Raw genomic sequence first — 22,416 nt, forward strand, 5'->3', positions numbered from 1 at the left:
CAGAGCCGCTCCCCATTCCTCGCACAAGGCTCGCTCAGTCTCGGTAGCCTCGCTCGTCGGATTGCGCGTCGCGCAGGCTGCCGCGAGCAACATCAACCCGCCTGCGCAGATCCGCAGCGCGGCCCTCGTCATATTCACGCCCATCGTCCTCGGCCTCCCTTTGCCCCGCTTTGCGGCCGCGCCCAAAGGCACGCGCCAAAGCAGCGACCAGGGCAAGAGCCCCAGCCGCCGCCGCCAATAGCCATAGCTTGACCCGGCCAATCATTCCGCACGCGTCCGCAGCATGCGCCAAAGGACGATGCCCAAGCCCAAAACCGCCAAAGCCGTAAAGCCGTAGGTAACGAGGTAGTCAGGAAGGACAGGCGCCGCCTCGTTGACGACCCTCTCTGCCGCGACCGCGATCGCCGCGACCGACGTGCCCTCCTTGGCCGCCTGGGTCTTGCGCGCAGGCTCGGGCTCGGGCGCAAATCGCGTCTCCCGAAGCGGGAACTTCTTCCCCCAAGACCGCGCCGGGCCGGTGTCGATATGCATAAAGCCCAAATGCGGATAATAGCCAAAGCCAGTGAAGCCGACCTCGCGCGCCGCTTCTTCGAACTCGGCGGGATCATGATTGTCCATGCGAATATCAAACGCCTGGCCGCGCATGTGATAGCTGCCCTTGGCGCCGCCAACGGATCGATTGTGCGCCGGATCGCGGTACGCCGAAGTGACCAGCATGGGCGCGTCAAGTTTAACCCGAAGCCGCTCGAGACGCTCGATCGCGTCGACCTCCAATTTAAGGCTGCCGTTGCCTTTCGAGGCGAGCTCGGCAGGCGTGAAATGCGCGTAAGGCCAATCCGTGGCCTCGCTCCAATGCGACAGTTTGATCATTTGTTTAGACATTGCGCCCTCCTTGGCTGCGGCGCCCTTTGCGCCCTCTAGGCTTTCGGCGCAGGAAACCGACTATGCCCGAGAAAATGTTGTGATCTGGATAAAAGGCAGCCGACCAAACCGACCAATCGCCGCGCTCCCGCAACGGGATCAGCAGCCACAGCAAGACCAGAAAATGATAAAGCCCGCGCAGGAACACCAAGCTGAAAAGCACATTCACGGCCGTGCCCGTCCAGCCAAACCAAAGCGGCCAAAGCCCAGGGAAAAAGCCGCGCATGACAGAAGGCGTGATCTCCCAATAGAACGATCGCGCCAGGTAAGCGATCACGACCAGAGTGATCCCGGCCGACAGCCGAAAGGTGGTGCTTTGCCCGCGCTCGACGGAATGAGGAGTAAAACCGCGCACAACCATCAATCCGCCAACGAGCGACGCCAAGAACAAAAACCACAAAATCACAACAGCGCCATCACTCCACATCCGCTCGATCCCGCTCCCGCTTCAAGTCCTCGATCAACGCCTCAAGGCGCGACGCGCGAACCTTTACCTCGTTGACACGCGCGCGGCGCTGGACCGCCAGCACATGCACTGTTTCATCCCTGGCATTAGGGGCAGGCGTTCGCCCGGTTAGCATTGCCCAGACTTCAGAGATCACGGCCGGACCCCCGCTCCAAAATTCGAGTGAGCGCGTCGATCGACTGATTGGCCGCGTCCGCGACCTCCCTGATTTCCTTGGAGCTGGCCTGCGCGTCGTCCACGCGCCGGTTTTGCACATCGACATAGGCCCTCCACAGATGCACCACCGCGAAAGACAGCCCCAAGATCACCGCACCAGGGATGCCATAGGTCTCGATGAACGCCGCTGTGTCCATTTTCGTCGCCCGCCGTAGGTTTTCCGAACCGCATCACGCGACCCTTCTGGTTGAATTTACCTTTTCACCGCGCCGGCGGGCCTCTGGCGGTTTCCCCCGCAGGATTTCGCGAACCCGGTAGACGGATAACCCTTCAAACTCCGCAATCTCGGGCACATCCATCCGAGCGACAGCCTCGTTAAGCAAAAACCCGAGCGACCGATTTCGCCAATCGCGCTCGATCGTTCGCAAATTGGATGTCTGCAGGATTTCCCCGCCGAACGCCTTGGACAAGAGCCGCGCCTTGTGCCACCCGAGAATGTCTACAAGATCGTGATCCATCGGCAGCGCCTTGGGCACATAGAAACAAACGCGCCAAGACCGACCGGTGGTACCGCGCATATTATTGATCAACCGGATCACAGCCCTTCGACCGATCACCTCCTCGAGCTCGCCCGCGACACCCGGTAAAGGCGGCAAGGGCTCCTCGCACATTTCCGAGGTTTGCAATTCAGCCAAGCGGCACCTCCTCCATTTTCAGGAGGATCGCGCCCTCGGCAGCGATAATCGCCTGGCGCATATGTGGATGATGATTGGCGGTGTAGAAGCGTAGCCCAGCCTGCAGATCATCGAGACCGGCATAGTTGGCTACCACCTCGCCGGTTTCGCTGTGCCAGATTTCCACATTTGCCAGCAGGACATCGCAGCGCATCGTCACGCTTTGGAACACCTGCTCGAAAAAATCGCAGCCGTCGCGCATCACACCGAAATCCCCCGCGCCCGAAGCTGGTCCGGAGTGACCAAGCCCAGCTCGACCATCCGCGTCGCGATTGCGGCAGGGAAACAACCCGGCGAAACGAACTTGCCCTCGTTGATCGAGCTCGCCCAGAATTTAGCCCGTTCATCGATCGAAGCCGGGCCCGGCCGTTCCGGATAAGCACTGGCCTCGCGCCAAGCGCCGTCTCTCAGCCAATTCTGTGCCTTTTTCGGGAAACCGCGTTGAACCTCTGGCGATGCCGCGTAGCGATTGGCCAGGACCACAAGCCGCGCCGGATTGGCCCCGAGCGCCAGCGCTTCGTGCCATTCCCGCCAGATGACATCACGTTCCACCGCGTGAGGATGCCCCTTGCAAAACAAATCGAATTTTTCATCAACACCCAGCGCCGGTGCGCTTTCGCGCGCCTGCGCCTTACTGGTTCTTCTTAAAGGTTCTCTTACAAGGTTAGTCTCCAAATTTTGGAGACTGCTTTGCCCGTTTTTTGGAGACGGCTTTTCGTCAGATTTGGAGACAGCCCCGTCTCCAATTTTTGGAGACAGCTTTTCTTCATCTGGTGAAAAGCCATCCTCAAACCCCAAAATGTAGAAGGTGGACATTTGCCGCTTTTTGCCATCATCGAAGCGCCGCTCGCGACGGATCAGCCCAGCGCCCTCCAGATTTTTAAGCTGGTTGTTCAGCGACGACACCGAGATATTGGCATCCGCCGCCAGCCGATCCTGCGATGGCCAGCAGCCGCCGCGATCAGGGTTGTGTCGATCCGCCAGACAGAGAAGGACCAGCTTCTCGGCAGGCTTTAACCCGCGCTGGGCGAAAGCCCAATTCGTCGCGACATGGCTCATAGGGACCACCCCTTTATGAGAGTTTTGAAACCGTGCTTCGCCAGCGCGCGCAGCGCATCATCGAGCGAGCGCACCAGCTCGTAGACAAAGCCCTGCGCCTCGACCGCCGCCTGAAAGGCGCGTTGATCGTCCGACTGGCGGCCGGTTTGAGATTTTACCTCGAGGAACAAAACGCGGCCCTCGGAGATCAACAGCAGATCCGAGAAACCGGGCCAAACGCCCATGCCGCGCAGGATCGACTGAGTGCGACGGGCTGCCTCGCCTCCGGCCGTGACCTCGTTGGCAGAATGGTGCAGCACCGCGCCAGCCGGCAGGATTGCGCGCAGACCGTTGACAATCTGCCGCTGGATATCCGCCTCGGGATGGCCGCGCCGCTTCATGTTAGTCTCCCGCGCGAAGGTTCTCGGCCGAAGCAGCCGCTGTGTTCACGCACTGCCGTGTTTCCATAGGGCCAACCCGAAGCCCCGGACGGGCCACGACCCGCATACGTAATTGGACTTTTACGGTAGACCCACGATAGCCAGCCTAAGAAATGCCCGCCCAATGAAAGCAGCGCCGGAGCGCCGCCGACTTCAATAACCGGACTTATCCAACGCCGCGCAAATCTGCTGCTGTGCAGCATGGCATAGGGTGTAAGTCCGGGTGCAAATCCGGGTTTAAGTCCCGAACTGGCAAAAAAAAGGGAGAAGCACACCACCTAACTGGCCTCCCCGAACAGCATCTGAAACGCCCGGTCACCATGCTCGCGCATTGCCACGGCCACATAGCCGCCGTTAGGCCCAAATTGGCCATTCCACCAGTTTCTGGCGGTTCTTTCAGAGACTTGGAACACACGCGCCACGTGGGCGATGTTGCGATAGTTTCCGGTGATGTAGGTGCACCAGCGCTCGCGGAACTCGCGGTGAACTTGGTAGGCATCATAGCCCACAGACGGCACGGAGGTAGGTCCGGTCGCCTCGACCGCGCTGATCGTGACAGGATCACCGCATGACGAGCCATTCACATAGATCACAACTGGAGAGCCGGGAGGGAGAGCGTTCATGCGGCAGCTCTGCGCTTTCGGTTCTTGTAGTTTTCGGGAGGGCCTTCAGCCATGTGAGCGCGAACCCGATCGACCACAGCCATGGTCGGGCTCGACTGGTTTGCTTTCCAAGCGGCCCACTGACCCCAGCCAGCCCCCACTGCATCGCGCAAGAGCTTTTGCGGCTTGATGCCCGCACTGGCGCAGTATGCCTCAATTTCCAAAATCAGTTTTTCCATGGCCCGTTTTATGGGAAAGTTTTCCGCTTTAGTAAAGGGATTTCTTTCCTATCGCCAACACCCCCGCCATGCGGCAGGAGATAGAGCATGGAAGATGACGCTTTTGTCATGGGTTTGCGGCGGGTTTTCGAAGAGAACCAGGACCGCCTAAAGCCAGCCAGGGTGTCCGCTGACGCCGGGCTGGACAAGTCCACGATTCGAAAGCTGCTGTCTGGTGGAGCTACTTCTCCGAAGACTTCGACAGCGTACCAGATTGCCCGCGCCCTAAATATGACGGTCGAGGAAATCATCGCTTATGGGTCAGGCAGCAAGCTGTCCTTTCCTACCGTCAGTATTGCCGGACGGGTAGGAGCAGGAGCACAAGTGCCTGTCTTCGATGCGTATGAAAAAGGGGATGGCCCCCAAGTTGTCTGCCCGCCGGGCCTAAGCCCGCATGACATTGTCGCCGTCGAGATCGAGGGTGAAAGCATGGAGCCGGTATATTCCGCTGGCGATGTGCTGTTCTACACCCGTCAGACACATGAAGGCGTCCCAGCGGAGGCTCTGGGCCGACGCTGCGTTTGCGAGGATGCGGACGGCGACGGATGGGTGAAGGTGGTTCGCGAAGGCCGCAATCCCGGCACTTTTGATCTGCATAGTTTCAACGACACGACCGCTCCGATGTACGGTGTGCACCTTAGGTGGGCCACGCCAGTGCGCTTACACTGGCCAGCGGATTTGGTGAGGCGGGTATGAATTTTCGGTTTATAGTAATAGGAGCTGCTTTGTGGTAGACAAAAAGAGACCTTCGAAGTCGTCAGACGTGAAAAAGCCGACGCCCCGTGATATTTCAAAAAATTCTGAGAAGGGCGGCGCCCGCAGCAATTCTTTTAACGTGTCGCCGACCAGACCAGCGCCGCGGCGCGTGACTGATAAAGGAGAGGAGTCCAGCGAGTGAATATCGAAGATCAGTGGCACGAGATATCGTGTCACCTGCAACGATCAGTTCGGTACCACCGCGCACGGGAGCGCTTTTTCGAGAGCTGGTCGAACGGCATCTCGGTTCTTTCGCTCCTTGCAGGATCTTCCGTTGTTGTCTCCATTCTTGCTGAATGTCCGCAATGGATTGCATTGGCCTCTGGGGGTATTGTTGCTGCGCTGCAAGCATTTGATCAAGTTTTCAGGCTTGGAGCGAAGGCGCGTGACCACAACAGTCTCGCAGGGGAATTTTTGGCGCTGGAGCGTATTCTAGTGATGAAAGACGCGCCAAGTCTTGATGACATCCGCGAGTTGCGCGCGGAGATTTTAACCATTGAAGCACGCGAACCACCTGTGCGTCGCTATCTGGATCTCATCTGCCATAATCAAGTAGCTCGTGCCATGGGCTCGGATGATATCGAGCAGCTTAGTTGGTCCCAGCGTACATTTGCACAGTTCCTTTCCGGAGATACGGCGTTGCAACATCGCTCCAAGACTTGATGCTCCAGCGCCTGAAGCTGTTAAATCTATTAGAACGTCGCCGCTTCTACATGCCGCGCGCAACTGCAGTCTAGCACTGTGATTCTATTTGATCACCTCAAATAAAGGAAAACTTTCCCTTTACGCTTGACGTAGGAATGTTTTCCCCCAATAGTCACTCCATCAACACGCGATGGAGGCAGTCATGGCCACACAATCGATCTCTTATGGATCTGGCGGAAAACAATCGCCGCTTACGACCTATCAGGCCACTCTGGGCTTAGCTAAGTCGCGAGATCGCCACAGCGCCAACAATGGCGAGGACGAGAAAGACTGTCAGTCCAGGATTGCTGTAGAGGATGGTGAGCATCAACCGCACCTCCTTAAAAGGTTTCATTCCGCATTTTCCTTGTTCTTGCGGGATGAACTAGGTGGCGGTGTTTACAGCGCCGTCACCTTCCCCGCGGGCAAATTGTGCATGCACAGTTGCTCGTGGGGTCAAAGACTTCCTCTGGCGGTTTCCCCCACCAGTCGTACCGCTGATGCGCGCCATGTGCCGATCAGCAGAGCAATCGACAAGAGGCCGCTGACCACCTACCAGGCAGCCGCCGCCCAGCGCGACGCCCGGCCAGGGCGCATCCGCCGCGCCCTGCTGATCGCCGCTGCCATCGCGGCCACCATCCCTGCCGCTCAGATGGTCGAGCACGTCGCGCGCAAGACATCAGCGACGGTCGAGCTTGCCGAGCGCTGCCGAGGCATTCCGGCGTGTAACCCGCTCGAGATGGTAGCGCGCCATGACTGACCTCCGCGAATTGAAAAGGGAGCATGAGCGAGCGCACCGGATCATCGATGTAGTGACGATCGCCGGCATAGCCATTGGCATTGTGCTCGGCCTCGCGCTGGGCATGGGCGCCGTTCACATGATCGAAACTGCGCCCAGCGCCCAATCGGAGCGAAAGCAATGAATGCAAGGCACCGGACCGAGTGGCTACAGCAACCCGATCGATGACGAAATCCCCTTCTAGCGAATTGGAGAACCAAGTGAGCGAAGCCGAAGAAGCGACATACCGCGTGACCGCCGATGAACTGCGCCAGTTTGTCGAGCGCATCGAGCGCCTCGATGCCGAGAAAAAAGACCTCGCCGAGCAGCAGAAGGAAGTCATGGCCTTGGCCAAGGCTCGCGGATACGACACCAAAGTCCTGCGCAAGGTGATCACGATGCGCAAGCGCGACAAGGATGACATCGCCGAAGAAGAAGCCGTGCTGGAGATGTATCGCGAAGCGCTGGGAATGTGAGCATGCACGATACCACAAACCAGACACAGCGCATCCTGGCGCACCTGAAGGCGGGCAAGTCCATCGATCCGATGGAGGCGCTGCGCGAATTCGGATGCTTCCGCCTCGGCGCGAGGATCTACTATTTGAAGCAAGACGGGCACCGGATCGAGAGCGAACGCGTGCCCACCGATAGTGGCAAGCTGGTCGCGCAATATCGGTTGATCAAACAAGCGGAGGCACGCCCCAAATGAGCAACCTGAAAACAGCCAATCCCGAACGCCTCCGCGCCCTCGGCCTTTTCCGCCTTCTCGGCGAACGGCCCATGCCGGCGCCAGGCGTCGAAACAATGGCAGGCGCCCCAATCCCCATCGACGCCCGACTGACGATGCCAGACGGCACGACACTGACGCGCATCTTTGCAATCTCGCCCAGAACGGCCGCGTGCGACATCCGCAGCCAAGTGCGCGCCGCCATGAACCTGGACCCTGACATGCAGCGCGCCCGCATCGACAGGATCACCATCAGGCCACCGCGCAATGGCTGACAAGTTTCTGCACGGCAACGGGATCGAATGCCCGTCATGCGCGCCGCGCTGCGGCAAAGTCCACTGCCGCTGGTGCCAAAGCACCGGCCGAGTGCCCATCGATCCGGAGCAGATAATCGCGAACACGATCCGCGAGGCCCAACGCGACGGCCATACTTCAAACAGGAGCGTCTAGCATGACCGATCGCCCCATCATTTTTAGCGCGCCGATGATCCGCGCGCTTATCGACGGTCGCAAAACGCAGACGCGCAGACTGATCAAGGATCGTGGCTTCCCGCCCGAATACTGCGGTGGCCGCTACGATGACAGGAACGATCCAGAAGCATGGGGCTGGGAAGATCACGACCGGGGCGAGTGGATCACCCTTGATAAATTCCGCCACTATCGCTTTGTGCCCTACGCCCCCGGCGACCGCCTCTGGGTGCGCGAGGCGTTCTGGGAATGTGACGACTGCTCACACATAAACCATGTCGAGGGCGCTAATAGCGCTGGCATCGGTGACAGGAAGTGCTGCGCGTCTTGCGATGCGATGCTGCCGAAACCCAAGAAAAGCCCGATCCACATGCCACGCCGCGTCTCGCGCCTGACGCTTACCGTCACGGACGTGCGCGTGCAGCGGGTGCAGGACATTAGCCGTGGCGATGCGATGGATGAAGGCTGCCCATTCGCCAACATGGCCGATGGCCCAAGCCCGCGTGATTGGTTTCGCCACCTCTGGAACAGCATCCACGGACCCGACGCATGGGACCGCAACGATTGGGTTGCCGCCTACACCTTCACCGTTCACCGCCAGAACATCGACCAGATGGGCGGCGACGCGCCCGAGCCAATCCAATGAATGACGCCGACCGCGAAAACCAACGCGTGCTGCGCGCAGCCAAGGAGATCGTAGAGGATCGCGATCCGCGCGCGGATCTCGGCGAAGTGATGGTCACGCTGGAAGGCACAATCGCCTGCGTCCTTTTGGTAGTGATGGACGCCGATCACGAAAAGGCAGCCGGAATGCTGAACTTGGGCCTGGTCGAAGGCGTCGAAGCCCGGCTCGCACACCACGCCGAAAAATTGAACCACCGAAAGGCAGATAAATGAGCACCCCGACCGCAAAACAGTATGCCGAAGCCCTGACGCCCAGCGCAGAGACAAAAGCCGCCTATATGGGCGAATTCACCATGCCCTTCCCGATGGTCGAGGATGACGGCGAAGAATACGTCCGCATGGTCAACGTGCCGTGGACGACGATCAAAAAGATTATGGCGGAGATAAAGACACGCGCCGAAACCCACCCCCAAGGCGATCCCGTTGAAGAGGCGGCGAAAGTGCTGCTCGAGTGCTGGGATGCCGCAATGGCGGGAGAAAGACCGGACGCCCACATCAATCTAGCGATAGGCGCCGCATTCGGAGCGGCAGCGTATGACCACGCCGACAATCACGATCAGGGAGCCGCCGCCATGATCCGCGCGCTTCTGCTGGGCATCACTGACCCATTCCACTCCGATCTGGACTACCTGCGAGCCAATGCCATCACCGCGATCAGCAAACCGTAACCCAAGGAGAACACCGTGAGCACAACCCACCCAGATCCCATCATGGTCCGCGTCTCCAACGCAAAAGCCGCCTTCGGTGTTCACCGCGCGACGCTTTATCGCTGGGCCGCCGACAATCACATCACGATCCACAAGCGCGGCACGATGTCCTTTGTGGACCCGGTCCAGGTGAGAAACTTTATCATGGGCCTGGGGGAGCGAATGGGGGAGCAGAAAACCCTTCGCCCGAAATGAGCAGCAAAATAAGGAGAAATTGGTGCTGGCCGAAAGCACCGAAGTCGCCGCCGTCATGCTGTCCAAGCTGGACGTGACGCGCGCCGCCGATCTGCTTAGCCGCCTGCCCGGCGACGTTGCGCGCCGCGTGACCTTCGCGGTATCGCAGACCGACGCGGTGACACCCGGCGCGGTGGATCGGATCGGCCTTGCACTGGCTGCGCAGCTCAATGACATGCCCGAAACAGCGTTCAACGAGGGCCCGGCCAGCCGCATTGGCGCCATCCTCAATTCCACCTCCTCGACGCTGCGCGACGACGTGCTGACTGGCCTCGACGCCGAGGATCAGGCATTCGCCGAGCAGGTCAGGCGCGCGATCTTCACCTTTGCCAACATTCCGGCGCGCGTCGCGGCCACGGATATGCCCAAGGTGACGCGCGAGGTGGATCAATCGGTGCTCGTCGTGGCCCTTTCCGCCGCCTCGGCGGGCGATCTCGCCGAGGTCGCGGAATATATCCTCAGCAACATTTCGCGCCGCCTCGCCGACGCCATTCGCGAGGAAATGGAGGAAATGGGCCGCGTCAAGACCAAGGAGGGGGAGGAGGCGATGACGCAGGTCGTCAACGCCGTTCGCCGCCTACAGGCAGCGGGCGAGATCACGTTGGTGCAAGCCGACAGTGAGGAGGAGTGAGACCCTCATACACCGTGCATGGCCGAGCGCCTTGTGCCTGCGCCTTGTGATCATGCGGGGGGCGCTTTATGTCTGCCGGACCCGATCCCAGCGGCGAGGCCCCTGATGAGCACTGACAAAGATCCCGCCAAAGACCCGCTGATGCAGCGCGCAAGCGAGTATACCGTCAATCTGGCGCTGCGTGCGCTGATCGGGCTGGCTGGCCTCATGCCTTATCGCTGGCGAATTCCGGCGCTGGGGTGGATGACATCACGGCTGGTCGCACCGCTGGCCGGCTACACGGACCGCGTGCGCGAAAATCTGGCGCTCGCCATGCCCGACTTGCCGCAGGACGATGTACGCCGCCTGATGCGCAGCGTGCCCGACAACGCGGGCCGCAACATGATGGAGATGTTTTCGGCTGCCGAATTCTCGGGCCGGGCGCGTCACTCCCCCGTCACCGGCCCCGGCCTGCCCGCGATTCAGGCCGCCCGCGCCGAAGGCCGTCCCGTGATTTTCGTCACCGGGCATCTGGGCAGCTTCAACGCCGCACGCGTTGCCATGGTTCAGCAAGGCTTCGAGATGGGTGTTTTCTACCGTCCGATGAAGAACCGCTATTTCAACGTGCATTATACTCACGCAATGGGCTCTCTCAGCCAGCCGATGTTCGAACAGGGACGGCGCGGCATGGTGCAGATGACCAAGCATCTGCGCAGTGGCGGTGTATTGGCCATTCTGAACGATCTCAACGCCCATGGCGGCGTGCCGCTCGATTTCTTTGGCCAGCCCGCGCTGACATCACTTGTCACCGCCGAGCTTGCGTTGAAATTCGACGCGCCACTGGTGCCTGTCTGGGGAATACGGCGCGAAAATGGTCTGGATTTCGACATCCACGTCGAAGAGCCCATCGCCCCCGGCGATCCCGTCGAGATGACGCGCGAGTTCAATGCGCGGCTGGAGCGGCAGGTGCGCGCGCACATGGACCAATGGTTCTGGATCCACCGCCGCTGGAAGGACGGGACAGGCGACATGGCCGATCGCGGTGCGGCGCGCATGGCCGAGATGCAGGGCGGCGCCGACCTACCGCAGTAGGGCGGCCGCCTCGACCTTGCCATGGCCGGGACGCTGCAAGATCACGGCCAGATGCGCGTCCTCGGCCGCGCGTACCTTCATCGACAAAGGCTCCGCCGGATCCCAACGTCCCAGCTCGGTTAGATCGGTCACGATGTTGATGTAGGAAAAGGTGTGGCCCGCGTTCTCGCCCCGGTCAATGGAAACGGTCTGCTGCGGAATATAGTGTGCCACCTGCACGATCAGCGGCGCATCAAAGCCGTCATCCGCAGTGGCCGAGATCGTCATCTGCCCGTCCTCGCGCGTCAGTTTCAGCGCGACGGCTGCCGGCGCAGCAAGATGCTTGTCGATCAGCGCGTCCACATCCTTTGACCGGTTGCCGACCACATCATGCACACCATTGATGATCATCTGGGGGGTGTAGACCGTGTCGCGCCCCCCGGCGACGGCATAGCCATACTGCCGCTTGGTATGGGCCGCCTTGCCGAAGAGGTCGTCAAAGAGATAATCCCAGTAATCCACATGAAGCGCCAATGCGATCACGTTATCACGGGCGGCCAGATCATGAAGGAACGCGTCCGCGGGCGGACAGGACGAGCAACCTTGAGATGTATAGAGTTCCACCAGAACCGGCCGGTCAGCGGCGCTGGCGGCGAACCCCGGCAAGACCGAAATTGCGGCAACCATTAGATAAGAGGTGATTTTCCGCATCCTGCCCCCGCGGTAGCGACCTGTCGGTCAGATGCCCGAAGCTAAGCGCAGCGCACCTGAAACACCAATCAAGGTTTCGTCAGAGTCGTGACAATGATTCAAGTTGCAAACATTCGACGTGCGCTTTGGTGTGCAATAGTATACAAAACTTGCAATGTTCACTTGATCGCCGTTTTCAAATGCGCGAGAACCTTGAACAGTCGCACTTCCGCGCCTGCACCGCAGGCGCTACTGAGGCCCGAATGCAACGAAATGGCCGCTTCTGGCGTTTTGTTTTACTGGCCCAGTGGCGCCGCCTGCTTTCGCTGACGTGCAGAACGCAGCCATTTTCGCACGGCGCATTCCGCGACGTGCCGCCACCGTTTCGATGACCCGAAAGGATAGCCCAATGCCAATCAATGTGGGACATGATTCCGCCAAGACGCGCAAAACCCTGAAATCCGGCGACCAGAGCGTCGCCTACTACTCGATCAAGGCCGCCGAAGAGGCTGGGCTGGGCGATTTTACCCGCCTGCCCGCCGCGCTGAAGGTCGTTCTGGAGAACATGCTGCGTTTCGAAGACGGCAAGACCGTCACGCAGGATGACATCAAGGCATTCTCGGAATGGGCCGAAAAAGGGGGCAAGAACCCCCGCGAGATCGCCTACCGCCCTGCCCGCGTCCTGATGCAGGATTTCACCGGGGTGCCTGCGGTCGTTGACCTTGCCGCGATGCGCGACGGTATCGTCGCCCTCGGCGGCAAGGCTCAGCAGATCAATCCGCTGAACCCCGTCGATCTGGTGATCGACCACTCGGTGATGATCGACGAATTCGGCAATCCGCGCGCCTTTCAGATGAATGTCGACCGCGAGTATGAGCGGAACATGGAACGCTACCAGTTCCTGAAATGGGGTCAGGGGGCCTTCAACAACTTCCGCGTCGTGCCCCCCGGCACCGGCATCTGCCACCAGGTCAACCTTGAGTATCTGGCCCAGACCGTCTGGACCGACACCGACCAGAACGGCGACGAAGTGGCCTATCCCGATACGCTCGTCGGCACCGACAGCCACACCACGATGGTCAATGGCGCGGCCGTTCTGGGCTGGGGCGTTGGCGGGATCGAGGCCGAGGCGGCCATGTTGGGCCAGCCCATCTCGATGCTGATCCCCGAGGTCATCGGTTTTGAGCTGACCGGCAAGATGACCGAGGGCACGACGGGCACCGACCTGGTGCTGAAGGTCGTCGAGATGCTGCGCGAAAAGGGCGTGGTCAGCAAGTTCGTCGAATTCTATGGCAAGGGCCTCGACAATCTGCCGCTGGCGGATCGTGCGACCATCGCCAACATGGCACCGGAATATGGCGCGACCTGCGGCTTCTTTCCGATCGACGACGAGACGCTGCGCTACCTCACGAACACGGGCCGCGACAAGGACCGCATCGCCCTGGTCGAAGCCTATGCCAAGGAGAACGGCATGTGGCGTGATGCGGATTACGCGCCCATCTATACCGACACCCTGCATCTGGACATGGGCGAAATCGTGCCCGCGATTTCCGGCCCCAAGCGTCCGCAGGACTACATCGCGCTCGACCGCGCGGCGACTGAATTTCACAAGTACATCAAGGGCCAGCGCAAGGCCAAGGATGGCAGCAAAAGCGCCGAAGGCCGGTGGGAAGCTGAGGGCGGGCACGTCGAGCCACAAGACATTCCCGGCGACGAGGGAACGCACAAGCGCGGCTATGTGACCGGCGACGAGGCGTATCAGATGCATGACGGCTCGATCGTGATCGCGTCGATCACCTCGTGCACCAACACGTCGAACCCTTACGTGATGATCGGCGCGGGCCTTGTCGCGCGCAAGGCGGCCGAGCGTGGCCTGAACCGCAAGCCTTGGGTGAAAACTTCGCTCGCGCCCGGCTCTCAGGTGGTGTCCCACTATCTTGAGGCGGCTGGCCTGCAAGAGGATCTGGACAAGATCGGCTTCAATCTGGTCGGCTACGGCTGCACAACCTGCATCGGCAACTCGGGTCCACTGGACCCGAAGATCAGCAAATGCATCACGGACAATGACCTGATCGGCGTGTCCGTGCTGTCGGGCAACCGCAACTTCGAAGGCCGCATCAGCCCCGATGTGCGCGCCAACTACCTGGCCTCGCCGCCGCTGGTCGTGGCCTATGCGCTGGTCGGCGACATGAATGTCGACATCACCACAGCGCCCTTGGGGCAAGACCACGATGGCAACGATGTCTATCTCAAGGACATCTGGCCGACCCAGGCCGAGATCGCCGAACTGGTCGAGGCAACTGTGACGCGCGAGGCGTTCCAGTCGAAATACGCCGATGTGTTCAAGGGCGACGACAAGTGGCAGGAGGTCGAAACCTCCGAGGGCGAGACCTATGACTGGCCCGCCCAATCGACCTACGTGCAGAACCCGCCCTACTTTCAGGGCATGTCCAAGGATCCGGGCACGATCTCGAACATCGAGAATGCCAGCGTTCTGGCTGTCCTTGGCGATATGGTCACAACCGACCACATCAGCCCGGCCGGCAGCTTCAAGGAAACGACGCCAGCGGGCGAATACCTGCGCGAGCGGCAGGTGCCTGTGCGCGAGTTCAACTCCTACGGCAGCCGCCGTGGCAACCACGAGGTGATGATGCGCGGCACCTTCGCCAACATCCGCATCCGCAACGAGATGCTGGATGATGTCGAGGGCGGCTATACGCTTGGGCCGGATGGCAGCCAGATGTCGATCTTTGACGCGGCCATGGCCTATGCCGAAAAAGACACCCCGCTGGTGATCTTTGGCGGTGAACAATATGGCGCAGGCTCCAGCCGTGACTGGGCTGCCAAGGGCACGGCCCTTCTGGGGGTAAAGGCAGTCATCGCAGAGAATTTCGAGCGTATCCACCGCTCGAACCTCGTCGGGATGGGGGTCATTCCCTTCGAGTTCATGAACGGCGACACGCGCAAATCGCTGGGCCTGACCGGCAAGGAAAGCGTTTCGATCAAGGGGCTCGACACGCTCAAGCCGCAAGACGAAGTGCCTTGCACGATCACGATGGAGGACGGCAGCGAGAAAGAGATCACGCTGAAGTGCCGGATCGATACGGCCATCGAGATCGAATATGTCGAAAATGGCGGCGTGCTGAACTATGTGCTGCGCGATCTGGCGAAATCCGCCTGATACCCGCCTGAGCCAAGACATGAAAACGCCCGCGGCCATCTGGCCAGCGGGCGTTTTTTATTGCGCGTTATCTTCCAGCGCCTTGTCCAGCGCGGGCCTGAAGCGCTGCTCGTAGTCGCTGCCGATCAGCGGGCCGGCATAGCGAAAGAGAACCGTGCCATCGCCCGCGACGATGAACGTCTCGGGCGGCGCGGTGACTCCCCAGTCGATAGCCGTCGCGCCCTTGNCAGCGGGCCGGCATAGCGAAAGAGAACCGTGCCATCGCCCGCGACGATGAACGTCTCGGGCGGCGCGGTGACTCCCCAGTCGATAGCCGTCGCGCCCTTGGGATCGAACGCATTGGCAAAGAACGGATCGCCGTCGTCGTTCAGATATTTCTGTGCCTGCGCCTCGCCATCCTTGAAGTTGATGCCCGCAACACGCAGCCCCTCGGCGGTCAGCTCCTTGAGCTTGGGGTGTTCGGCCCGGCAGGGTGGGCACCAGCTGGCCCAGAAATTGACGATCGTCACATCGCCGCTGCGAAGATCCGCGTCGGTCAAAAGCGCCCGGCCATCCAGCCCCTGTTCCGGAACAGGCGGCGCGGGCTTGCCAATGAAAACCGACGGCAGCGCATCGGGATCGCCCCGCTGCATACCCACGAAGAAAAGCCCCGCGAGGCACGCAAAGAGGACCGGCGGCGCGATCATCAGCGGAGATATCCTAGCCATTGCCACGCATCCTTTGCTCGAGCGATTCAAGTTGGCGGCGCACACGCCGTGCCCGCGCCATACTGAGCGCGCCAAGGAAACCCAAGAGGGCCAGCGTCACCCCGTATGAGCCCAGCACCGCAAACGCATATTTTCCAAGTTCGGGCATCATCATCCCATCCTTTCGCGGGCCAGCAACGCGCGCATCCGGCGCGCCCGGATTTCGGTTTGCGTGCGTATCAGAATCAGCGCGATGCACAGCAGGACAAACCCCGCGATGCACACCAAAAGCGGCAGGTAGAATACGTCTGCCACGTTCTCTTCCTTATCGAGGCTGAGAGATGCGCCCTGATGCAGGCCCTGATTCCAGAACAGCACCGCATAGCGGCTGAGCAGCGCAAAGACCGATCCGACGAGGCAAAGAACCGATGTGAGATCGGCCGCCGTGTCGTCATTCTCGATCGCGGACCAGAGCGCGATATAGCCAAGGTAAAAGAGAAAGAGGATCAGGAAGGATGTCAGGCGCGGATCCCACACCCACCATGTCCCCCAGATCGGCTGCCCCCAGAGCGCGCCGGTGACTAGCGCGATCACCGTCATCACGGCGCCCACCGGGGCAGCGGCGCGGGCGGCCAGAGCACTTACATGATGGCGCCGCACGATCCAGATCAGCGAGGCGACCAGCATCATCAGCCACGCGTTGATCGCCATCAGCGCCGAGGGCACGTGCAGGTAGATAATCTTGACGCTGGCGCCCTGCCGGTAATCCTCGGGTGTAAAGAAAAAGCCCCAGACCAGACCGACAACCAGCGAAACCAGCGCCAAAATCCCGATCCACGGCAAAACGCGGTCCGAGGTGGCAATGAATTTGCGTGGATTCGCGTATTCCCAGAGCGAGGCCATTCATGCGTCCTGTATCAGCGCCTTAGCGCAAGTTGACCCTTACTACCGCAGCAGAGGCGAAGGGCAAGAGGGCTATGGTGCCGCAGGTGATCCCCGCCAGCATCGTCAGCGGCATGGCGTAATCCAGCCCCTCGGCGCCGCGCCGCGCGGCCTCGGCACCAAAGATCAATGTAGGCACGTAAAGCGGCAGCACCAAGAGCGACAGCAGAAGTCCCCCCCTGCGGATCCCCACCGTCAGCGCCGCACCGAAGGTGCCGATCACGCTGAGCGCTGGCGTGCCCAGCGCGAGCGACAGGACCAGCGGCAGGTACCCGCTTGGCGGCAGGCTGAGCAGCACGGCAAGGACGGGCGCGGCCAGAACCAGAGGCAGGCCCGTGGTCAGCCAATGGGCCAGCGCCTTGATCGCTGTCAGCGCCTCCAGCGGCAACGGCGCGGTGGCCAGAAGGTCAAGCGAGCCATCCTCGTGATCGAGCGCAAAGATCCGGTCAAGCGACAGAAGGCACGCCAGCAGCGCCCCCAGCCACAGCACGCCGGGCGCGATGACGCTGTGCAGATCACCACGCGGGCCGACCGCAAAGGGCACCAGCGTGACGACGATCAAAAAGAACGCAAGGCCAAGGCCAAAGCCGCCCCCTGCCCGCACCGCAAGCCGCAGATCACGCATCAAAAGCGCAATCACAGGAACGCCTCGTCAAAATCATCCAGCGCCGTCGCGCGCGCCTTGTAGGGGCCCACGTCCAGCGTCTCGGCCTCGTCCAGACCCAGATCGATATGGGTGGCGACGATGGCCGCGCCGCCGCCGGCCAGATGCGCGCGCACAGCGGCGACGAACATGGCGGTGGCATCGCGGTCCAGCGAAACCGTCGGCTCGTCCAGCAGCCACACGTCGCGGCGCGCCACGATCAGCCGGGCAAGGCCGAGGCGGCGCTTCTGCCCTGCCGAAAGCGCGGCAGCGGGCCGATCCGCCAGCGGCGCCAGCGCATAGGCTTCCAGCGCCGCATCCACATCGCCGCCGGCGAAGATGGCCGCCCAGAAGGCAAGGTTTTCGCGCACGCTCAGCGCGCCCTTGATCCCGTCCGCATGGCCCGCATAGACCAGACTGCCCTCTGTGCTGTGCACATCACCCCTAAAGGGGGGCTGCAAACCTGACAATGTGCGCAAGAGCGTCGTCTTGCCCGCACCATTCGGGCCGCGCAGGATCAGCGCGCGGCCCGGCGCAAGGGCCAGAGACACCCCCTCCAGCACGGCGATGCCGCCGCGTGATACGCTGAGATTTTCGGCTATAAGCAACATGTGCAAACGCTTAGCGCAAAGCACGGATCAGGGGAAGCGGGCGGAGGCAAAGGCCAGAGAAAACGCCAGACCAGACGCCAGCGCGCGGCCGCGCCACAAGTTCAGACCGGCAGGACAGCAGCAGCAACGCGGCGTCCCTCGGAGAGCAGCACGTTGTAGGTGCGGCAGGCGGCGGGCGAACTCATCGTCTCGACGCCGATGCCCGCATCCTCCAGCTGGCTGCGCAGCGCGCCCGGAATATGCGCGATTTCCGCGCCGGTGCCAATGAAAACGACGTCGACGTCACCGACCAGATCCAACAGGGGCTGCGCATCTTCCAGCCCGCCCCATCTGCGCGCGCCTGTCTCGGTCACGAGGGCCGCACCGCGCATGACGTTGCCGCCAACACGGAAAAAGCCGGGGCCGTAGCCATCGATCGGCGTGGCCTCGGAAAAGGTGACTTCGTTCAGTTGCATCTTGGCACTCCTCAGGTCCAGATCGGCAGGCCGGTCAGCACGGCCAGCGCAATCACGGTCAGCGCGGCACGGCGATAGAGCCGCTCATGGGACGGATCAAACAGCGCCTGCCCCGTCACCATGCCTATGAAATAGGGCACCGAGAGCGCCCCCGCCAGCCATAGCACCGAAATATCGGCAAATCCGCGAACCAGCAGGTTGGCCACGATCACCAAATCCATCAGCCCGAGAAAGAGGATCGTATTGGCCCGCACCGTTCGCGCCATGCGTCCGCCCGCAAGGTAAAAGAGCACGACAACCGGCCCAGTCAGCCCCGTCATCCCGCCCAAAAGGCCCGCGACCGCCCCGATGGCGAGGATCACGGGCAAGGTCACCGCGCGGGTGTAGTGCCAGCCCGAAATCAGCGCGATCAGGGTGCCGCCCGCGAGAACCGCGACGATCCAGCGCACGATCGTGGCGTCGAGCGCGTCCATCACCATCAGGCCCAGCGGCACAGTGGGCAAGGCGGCCAGCACCAGCAGGCCCACCTGCGTGCGATCCGCATGTGCCCAGGCGCGCGGCACCAGCGCCCCGATGCTGGCAATCTCGACCAGCGCGATGATGGCGATGACCTGCACGGGCGGCAAAAAGGTGCCCGCGACAGGCACGAATATCAGGGCCGAGCCGAACCCGGTAAAGCCCCGGACGATCCCGGCGGCGGCCAGCGTGACCGCCAGCCACCAGAAGCCCGGATGCGTCAGCGCGCCTGCCAGCCCGCCTGCAATTGCAGCCAGTAGGGTGTCAGGCGTCCACATTGGCGAACTGGTTGCCGGAATTCGCATCCGGCTTGGTCCAGTCGCGCTTGACGCCCAGCCACATCAGGATCACCGCCGCAACGAAGATCGAGCTGTATGTGCCGATGACAATGCCCCACATCATCGCAAAGACGAAGCCGCGGATGACGTCGCCGCCAAGGAAGTAGAGCGACAAGAGGGCCAGCATCGTCGTGAAGGAGGTCACGATTGTCCGGCTGAGCGTCTCGTTTATCGAAAGGTTCAGCACTTCGAGAAGCGGCTTGGTCTTGTATTTGCGCAAGTTCTCGCGAACGCGGTCAAAGACGATCACCGTGTCGTTCAGAGAATAGCCCACGATGGTCAAAAGCGCAGCAATGGTCGCCAGATCGAATTGCAGCTGCAATTCGGAAAAGACCCCGATGGTCAGCACCACGTCATGCACCAGCGCAACGACGGCGCCCACGGCGAACTGCCACTCGAACCTAAGCCAGATGTAGATCAGCACCGCCCCAATGGCCAAGAGCACCGCGATGGCCGCCGTCTGGATCAGCTCGCCCGACACTTTCGGACCGACGCTCTCGACGGAGGTGAAGGTAATATCCGGCACGGCCTCTTGCAGGGCGCCTTCGACGGCGGCGATGGTTTCGGGCGTCACCGACTCGGCATCGTCCTGCGCCTGAATGCGGATCATCGACACATTCTCATCCGGGCCAAAGGTGGGGTCAAAGACTTCGGAAATACTGATATCGCCCAGCTCAAGCGTCTGCATCGCGGCGCGATACTGCGCGATATCGACGGACTGCTCGCTCTGGGTGCGGATGGTCGTGCCACCCTTGAAATCAATGCCGAAGTTCAGCCCTTGCAGCGCGAAAGATCCGGCTGCGACGATGATGAGAAGCGCAGAAATTCCCAGCGACATCCTCCAGCGTCCAAGGAAATTCAGGCTGGTGTCGGATTTGACCAGCCGCAGGGCACGGCCATGCAGCACCGTCTTGGGGCGCTTGCGCTCGAACCACATGACGGCGATGAGGCGCGTCACAAAGATCGCGGTAAAGACAGACGTGATGATGCCAAGGCCAAGCGTGATGGCAAAGCCGCGCACCGGCCCCGAGCCCATCGCAAAGAGGATCGTGGCGGTGATGAGGGTGGTGATATTGGCGTCGATGATGGCGCTCAGCGCCTTTTCATAGCCCAGCTCGATGGCGCGCGCAGCCCCCTTGGCCGTCTTCATCTCCTCGCGAATCCGCTCAAAGATCAGCACGTTGGCGTCGACCGCCATGCCGATGGTCAGCACGATACCCGCGATCCCCGGCAAGGTCAGCGTCGCGCCGATCAGGCTGAGCAGGCCAAAGAGAAGCCCGATATTGATGATGAGCGCGATGTTGGCGAAGAGACCGAAAAGACCGTAGCTGGCGAACATGAACGCCAGCACCAGCACAAAGCCGACAATGCAGGCGATCTTGCCCGCCTCGATGCTGTCGGCGCCCAGCTCGGGGCCGATCGTGCGCTCTTCGAGGAATTCCAGTTCGGCAGGCAGGGCACCCGCACGCAACAGAACGGCCAGATTGGTGCTTTCCTCGACACTGAAGTTGCCGGTGATGATGCCCGATCCGCCGGGAATATGGCTCTGGATGACGGGGGCGCTGATGACCTCATCGTCCAGCACGATGGCAAACGGGCTGCCGATATTAGCGGCGGTATAGTCGCCAAAGGCGCGCGCGCCAGTCGGGTTGAAGCGGAATGACACCGCTGGCCGCCCGTTCTGATCAAAGTCAGGCTGCGCATCGACAAGCTCGTCACCGCTGACAACGGGCGCGCGCTCCAGCTCATAGAAAACGCCCTCTTCATCCAGCGAGGGGACCACTTCGTTGCCAGCACCCGCGCGCTCGTTGGCGGATGAGGCCCGGCCCACCACGGGCTGGAAGGTGAGTTGCGCGGTGGTGCCGATGATTTCCTTCAGCTCGCTCGCGCTGCCGATGCCGGGCACCTGAATCAGGATGCGGTCAGTGCCCTGACGCTGGATTGTCGGCTCTCGCGTGCCGACCTCGTCGATGCGGCGGCGGATGATCTCGAGCGAGGTGCGCAGCGTGCGCTCGTCCGTTGCGCGCTGCTCGGCCTCGGACAGGCGCACGACGATGGCGCCGTCGCGTGTGGTCACCTCGATATCGCTGGAGCCGGCAGCGGTCAGGTCAGTAACAGGTGTGGCAAGGGTGCGCACGAGGGCCGCGGCACGCTCGGCCTGCTCGGGGCGCTCGTTCAGGCGCACGACCAGTTCTGGGCCATCCGTCGGATCCAGCCGGATGGTGCCGATCTCGTCGCGCCGCTCCCGCAGGATATCGCGCACAGCGGGCCACATGCCCTCGATGCGCGACTGATAGACATCCTCGACCTTGACCTCGGCCAGCAGATGCGCGCCGCCGCGCAGATCAAGGCCCAGATTGACCAGACCGCTGGGCATCCAGTCGGGCCATGCCTCCAGCGCGTCTTCGACCTGCGCGGGGTCGGTGCCCCGCTCGACCGCCTGAACCGCATCGTTATGCGCCTCGACACGGCCGTAGAACCCGTTTGGCACCGCCATAAAGATACCGAGGGCGACGAGACCCCAGATGCAAATACGTTTCCACAGGTCGATCTGAAGCATGTCGGCGCCTTTGTATCAGGAGCGGTCGTTGGGTCGTCTCAAGGAGGGTGCGGGACTGGAGACCGCGCGCCTACGATCAGTCCTTGGACGCATCGCCCGCAGGTTCGGTCTTGGACACGACCTGCGCGATGGTCGATTTGACCACGCGCACCTTGACGTTCGTGGCCAATTCGACCTCGACCTCGTCGTCATCCTTTACCTTGGAGACCTTGCCGATCAGCCCACCCTGGGTGACGACCTGATCACCGCGGCGCAGCGCCTCGACCATCGCGCGATGCGCCTTCAGCTTTTTCTGCTGCGGACGGATCAAGAGAAAATACATGATCGCAAAGATCAGAATCAGGGGAATGAACTGCGCGAACGCGGAACCGCCTTCCATGGGGATACTCCTAAATGAAAGCGGGGCCGCCCCCGCAGAATTGGCCGGAACCTATGGGCGC

General features: G+C 61.5%; 34 protein-coding genes. 14 read left to right on the forward strand and 20 right to left on the reverse strand.

Going from position 1 to position 22,416, the window contains the following annotated elements; all coding sequences use genetic code 11:
• Positions 1 to 34: 34 nt before the first annotated feature.
• The 10 genes from V8352_RS13625 to V8352_RS13670 all read right to left on the reverse strand — a co-directional run bounded on the left by V8352_RS13625 (position 35) and on the right by V8352_RS13670 (position 4,596).
• The gene (locus V8352_RS13625; protein ID WP_336424842.1) at positions 35 to 265 is read right to left on the reverse strand and encodes a hypothetical protein; all 231 of its coding nucleotides are present in this window, start codon (positions 263 to 265) and stop codon (positions 35 to 37) included.
• Positions 262 to 882 carry a YcbK family protein gene (locus tag V8352_RS13630; protein WP_336424843.1) on the reverse strand — a complete coding sequence of 207 codons (621 nt, stop codon included), beginning with the start codon at positions 880 to 882 and terminating at the stop codon, positions 262 to 264. Before V8352_RS13630 ends, V8352_RS13625 begins: the two co-directional genes overlap by 4 nt.
• A complete protein-coding gene (locus tag V8352_RS13635) occupies positions 875 to 1,306 on the reverse strand; it encodes a hypothetical protein (protein WP_336424844.1) in 432 nt (143 codons plus the stop codon). Before V8352_RS13635 ends, V8352_RS13630 begins: the two co-directional genes overlap by 8 nt.
• A gap of 206 nt (positions 1,307 to 1,512) precedes the next feature.
• Positions 1,513 to 1,740 carry a hypothetical protein gene (locus tag V8352_RS13640; RefSeq protein WP_336424845.1) on the reverse strand — a complete coding sequence of 76 codons (228 nt, stop codon included), beginning with the start codon at positions 1,738 to 1,740 and terminating at the stop codon, positions 1,513 to 1,515.
• A 33-nt stretch (positions 1,741 to 1,773) separates the two neighbouring features.
• The gene (locus V8352_RS13645) at positions 1,774 to 2,238 is read right to left on the reverse strand and encodes a hypothetical protein (RefSeq protein ID WP_336424846.1); all 465 of its coding nucleotides are present in this window, start codon (positions 2,236 to 2,238) and stop codon (positions 1,774 to 1,776) included.
• Positions 2,231 to 2,482, reverse strand: a complete 252-nt coding sequence (locus V8352_RS13650) for a hypothetical protein (RefSeq protein ID WP_336424847.1) — start codon at positions 2,480 to 2,482, stop codon at positions 2,231 to 2,233. Before V8352_RS13650 ends, V8352_RS13645 begins: the two co-directional genes overlap by 8 nt.
• Positions 2,479 to 3,336 (reverse strand): helix-turn-helix domain-containing protein, encoded by an 858-nt coding sequence (locus V8352_RS13655; protein WP_336424848.1) that lies wholly within the window; start codon positions 3,334 to 3,336, stop codon positions 2,479 to 2,481. The genes V8352_RS13650 and V8352_RS13655 overlap by 4 nt, the downstream gene beginning before the upstream one ends.
• A complete protein-coding gene (locus tag V8352_RS13660; protein WP_336424849.1) occupies positions 3,333 to 3,716 on the reverse strand; it encodes a VRR-NUC domain-containing protein in 384 nt (127 codons plus the stop codon). The genes V8352_RS13655 and V8352_RS13660 overlap by 4 nt, the downstream gene beginning before the upstream one ends.
• Positions 3,717 to 4,033: 317 nt before the next feature.
• Entirely contained in the window at positions 4,034 to 4,378 is a 345-nt protein-coding gene (locus tag V8352_RS13665; protein WP_336424850.1) for a hypothetical protein, read from the reverse strand.
• Complete coding sequence (locus V8352_RS13670; protein WP_336424851.1) at positions 4,375 to 4,596, reverse strand: hypothetical protein; 222 nt, start codon at positions 4,594 to 4,596, stop codon at positions 4,375 to 4,377. Before V8352_RS13670 ends, V8352_RS13665 begins: the two co-directional genes overlap by 4 nt.
• Positions 4,597 to 4,683: 87 nt before the next feature.
• On the opposite strand from V8352_RS13670, the gene V8352_RS13675 reads away from it, so the two are divergent.
• From V8352_RS13675 to V8352_RS13735, 13 genes are all read left to right on the forward strand, one after another.
• Positions 4,684 to 5,331: a helix-turn-helix domain-containing protein gene (locus tag V8352_RS13675; protein WP_336424852.1), complete on the forward strand. Its 648-nt coding sequence runs from the start codon at positions 4,684 to 4,686 to the stop codon at positions 5,329 to 5,331.
• A gap of 198 nt (positions 5,332 to 5,529) precedes the next feature.
• Positions 5,530 to 6,054, forward strand: coding sequence for a hypothetical protein (locus tag V8352_RS13680; RefSeq protein WP_336424853.1), 525 nt, complete (start codon positions 5,530 to 5,532; stop codon positions 6,052 to 6,054).
• A 184-nt stretch (positions 6,055 to 6,238) separates the two neighbouring features.
• Positions 6,239 to 6,835: a hypothetical protein gene (locus tag V8352_RS13685; RefSeq protein ID WP_336424854.1), complete on the forward strand. Its 597-nt coding sequence runs from the start codon at positions 6,239 to 6,241 to the stop codon at positions 6,833 to 6,835.
• Positions 6,828 to 6,998, forward strand: coding sequence for a hypothetical protein (locus tag V8352_RS13690; protein ID WP_336424855.1), 171 nt, complete (start codon positions 6,828 to 6,830; stop codon positions 6,996 to 6,998). Before V8352_RS13685 ends, V8352_RS13690 begins: the two co-directional genes overlap by 8 nt.
• A gap of 40 nt (positions 6,999 to 7,038) precedes the next feature.
• On the forward strand, positions 7,039 to 7,329 hold the full coding sequence (locus tag V8352_RS13695; RefSeq protein ID WP_336424856.1) for a DUF2312 domain-containing protein: 291 nt from the start codon (positions 7,039 to 7,041) through the stop codon (positions 7,327 to 7,329).
• 2 nt (positions 7,330 to 7,331) lie between these two features.
• Positions 7,332 to 7,562 (forward strand): helix-turn-helix domain-containing protein, encoded by a 231-nt coding sequence (locus tag V8352_RS13700; protein WP_336424857.1) that lies wholly within the window; start codon positions 7,332 to 7,334, stop codon positions 7,560 to 7,562.
• On the forward strand, positions 7,559 to 7,855 hold the full coding sequence (locus V8352_RS13705; RefSeq protein ID WP_336424858.1) for a hypothetical protein: 297 nt from the start codon (positions 7,559 to 7,561) through the stop codon (positions 7,853 to 7,855). The genes V8352_RS13700 and V8352_RS13705 overlap by 4 nt, the downstream gene beginning before the upstream one ends.
• 176 nt (positions 7,856 to 8,031) lie before the next feature.
• Positions 8,032 to 8,694, forward strand: a complete 663-nt coding sequence (locus V8352_RS13710) for a hypothetical protein (RefSeq protein ID WP_336424859.1) — start codon at positions 8,032 to 8,034, stop codon at positions 8,692 to 8,694.
• Complete coding sequence (locus V8352_RS13715) at positions 8,691 to 8,945, forward strand: hypothetical protein (RefSeq protein ID WP_336424860.1); 255 nt, start codon at positions 8,691 to 8,693, stop codon at positions 8,943 to 8,945. The genes V8352_RS13710 and V8352_RS13715 overlap by 4 nt, the downstream gene beginning before the upstream one ends.
• Entirely contained in the window at positions 8,942 to 9,400 is a 459-nt protein-coding gene (locus tag V8352_RS13720) for a hypothetical protein (protein WP_336424861.1), read from the forward strand. The genes V8352_RS13715 and V8352_RS13720 overlap by 4 nt, the downstream gene beginning before the upstream one ends.
• Before the next feature lie 15 nt (positions 9,401 to 9,415).
• Positions 9,416 to 9,634 (forward strand): DNA-binding protein, encoded by a 219-nt coding sequence (locus tag V8352_RS13725; protein WP_336424862.1) that lies wholly within the window; start codon positions 9,416 to 9,418, stop codon positions 9,632 to 9,634.
• 22 nt (positions 9,635 to 9,656) lie between these two features.
• Positions 9,657 to 10,304 (forward strand): FliG C-terminal domain-containing protein, encoded by a 648-nt coding sequence (locus tag V8352_RS13730; protein ID WP_336424863.1) that lies wholly within the window; start codon positions 9,657 to 9,659, stop codon positions 10,302 to 10,304.
• Positions 10,305 to 10,409: 105 nt separating this feature from the next.
• Positions 10,410 to 11,375 (forward strand): lysophospholipid acyltransferase family protein, encoded by a 966-nt coding sequence (locus V8352_RS13735; protein WP_336424864.1) that lies wholly within the window; start codon positions 10,410 to 10,412, stop codon positions 11,373 to 11,375.
• On the opposite strand, the gene V8352_RS13740 is transcribed toward V8352_RS13735, so the two are convergent.
• Positions 11,364 to 12,041, reverse strand: coding sequence for a DUF1223 domain-containing protein (locus tag V8352_RS13740; protein ID WP_336424865.1), 678 nt, complete (start codon positions 12,039 to 12,041; stop codon positions 11,364 to 11,366). The genes V8352_RS13735 and V8352_RS13740 overlap by 12 nt on opposite strands.
• Positions 12,042 to 12,453: 412 nt before the next feature.
• Here V8352_RS13740 and acnA point away from each other — a divergent pair, with 412 nt between their 5' ends.
• On the forward strand, positions 12,454 to 15,225 hold the full coding sequence (gene acnA / locus V8352_RS13745) for an aconitate hydratase AcnA (protein ID WP_336424866.1): 2,772 nt from the start codon (positions 12,454 to 12,456) through the stop codon (positions 15,223 to 15,225).
• Positions 15,226 to 15,350: 125 nt separating this feature from the next.
• Here the strand turns inward: acnA and V8352_RS13750 are convergent, their stop codons facing one another.
• From V8352_RS13750 to yajC, 9 genes are all read right to left on the reverse strand, one after another.
• Positions 15,351 to 15,932: a DsbE family thiol:disulfide interchange protein gene (locus V8352_RS13750; protein WP_336424867.1), complete on the reverse strand. Its 582-nt coding sequence runs from the start codon at positions 15,930 to 15,932 to the stop codon at positions 15,351 to 15,353.
• Entirely contained in the window at positions 15,925 to 16,083 is a 159-nt protein-coding gene (gene ccmD / locus V8352_RS13755) for a heme exporter protein CcmD (protein WP_336424868.1), read from the reverse strand. The genes V8352_RS13750 and ccmD overlap by 8 nt, the downstream gene beginning before the upstream one ends.
• Positions 16,083 to 16,814: a heme ABC transporter permease gene (locus V8352_RS13760; protein WP_336424869.1), complete on the reverse strand. Its 732-nt coding sequence runs from the start codon at positions 16,812 to 16,814 to the stop codon at positions 16,083 to 16,085. The genes ccmD and V8352_RS13760 overlap by 1 nt, the downstream gene beginning before the upstream one ends.
• Positions 16,815 to 16,836: 22 nt before the next feature.
• Positions 16,837 to 17,493, reverse strand: coding sequence for a heme exporter protein CcmB (gene ccmB, locus V8352_RS13765; RefSeq protein WP_336424870.1), 657 nt, complete (start codon positions 17,491 to 17,493; stop codon positions 16,837 to 16,839).
• Positions 17,490 to 18,107 carry a heme ABC exporter ATP-binding protein CcmA gene (ccmA, locus tag V8352_RS13770; RefSeq protein WP_336424871.1) on the reverse strand — a complete coding sequence of 206 codons (618 nt, stop codon included), beginning with the start codon at positions 18,105 to 18,107 and terminating at the stop codon, positions 17,490 to 17,492. Before ccmA ends, ccmB begins: the two co-directional genes overlap by 4 nt.
• A gap of 101 nt (positions 18,108 to 18,208) precedes the next feature.
• Positions 18,209 to 18,562 carry an Mth938-like domain-containing protein gene (locus tag V8352_RS13775; protein ID WP_336424872.1) on the reverse strand — a complete coding sequence of 118 codons (354 nt, stop codon included), beginning with the start codon at positions 18,560 to 18,562 and terminating at the stop codon, positions 18,209 to 18,211.
• Between the two features lie 11 nt (positions 18,563 to 18,573).
• Positions 18,574 to 19,356 (reverse strand): sulfite exporter TauE/SafE family protein, encoded by a 783-nt coding sequence (locus V8352_RS13780; RefSeq protein ID WP_336424873.1) that lies wholly within the window; start codon positions 19,354 to 19,356, stop codon positions 18,574 to 18,576.
• Positions 19,343 to 21,976, reverse strand: coding sequence for a protein translocase subunit SecD (secD, locus tag V8352_RS13785; protein ID WP_336424874.1), 2,634 nt, complete (start codon positions 21,974 to 21,976; stop codon positions 19,343 to 19,345). Before secD ends, V8352_RS13780 begins: the two co-directional genes overlap by 14 nt.
• Positions 21,977 to 22,052: 76 nt before the next feature.
• The gene (gene yajC / locus V8352_RS13790; protein WP_336424875.1) at positions 22,053 to 22,355 is read right to left on the reverse strand and encodes a preprotein translocase subunit YajC; all 303 of its coding nucleotides are present in this window, start codon (positions 22,353 to 22,355) and stop codon (positions 22,053 to 22,055) included.
• Positions 22,356 to 22,416: the final 61 nt, after the last annotated feature.

Origin of the sequence: Roseovarius sp. D0-M9 (assembly GCF_037083805.1) — a bacterium.
In the GTDB taxonomy this organism is placed as follows: Bacteria; Pseudomonadota; Alphaproteobacteria; order Rhodobacterales; family Rhodobacteraceae; genus Roseovarius.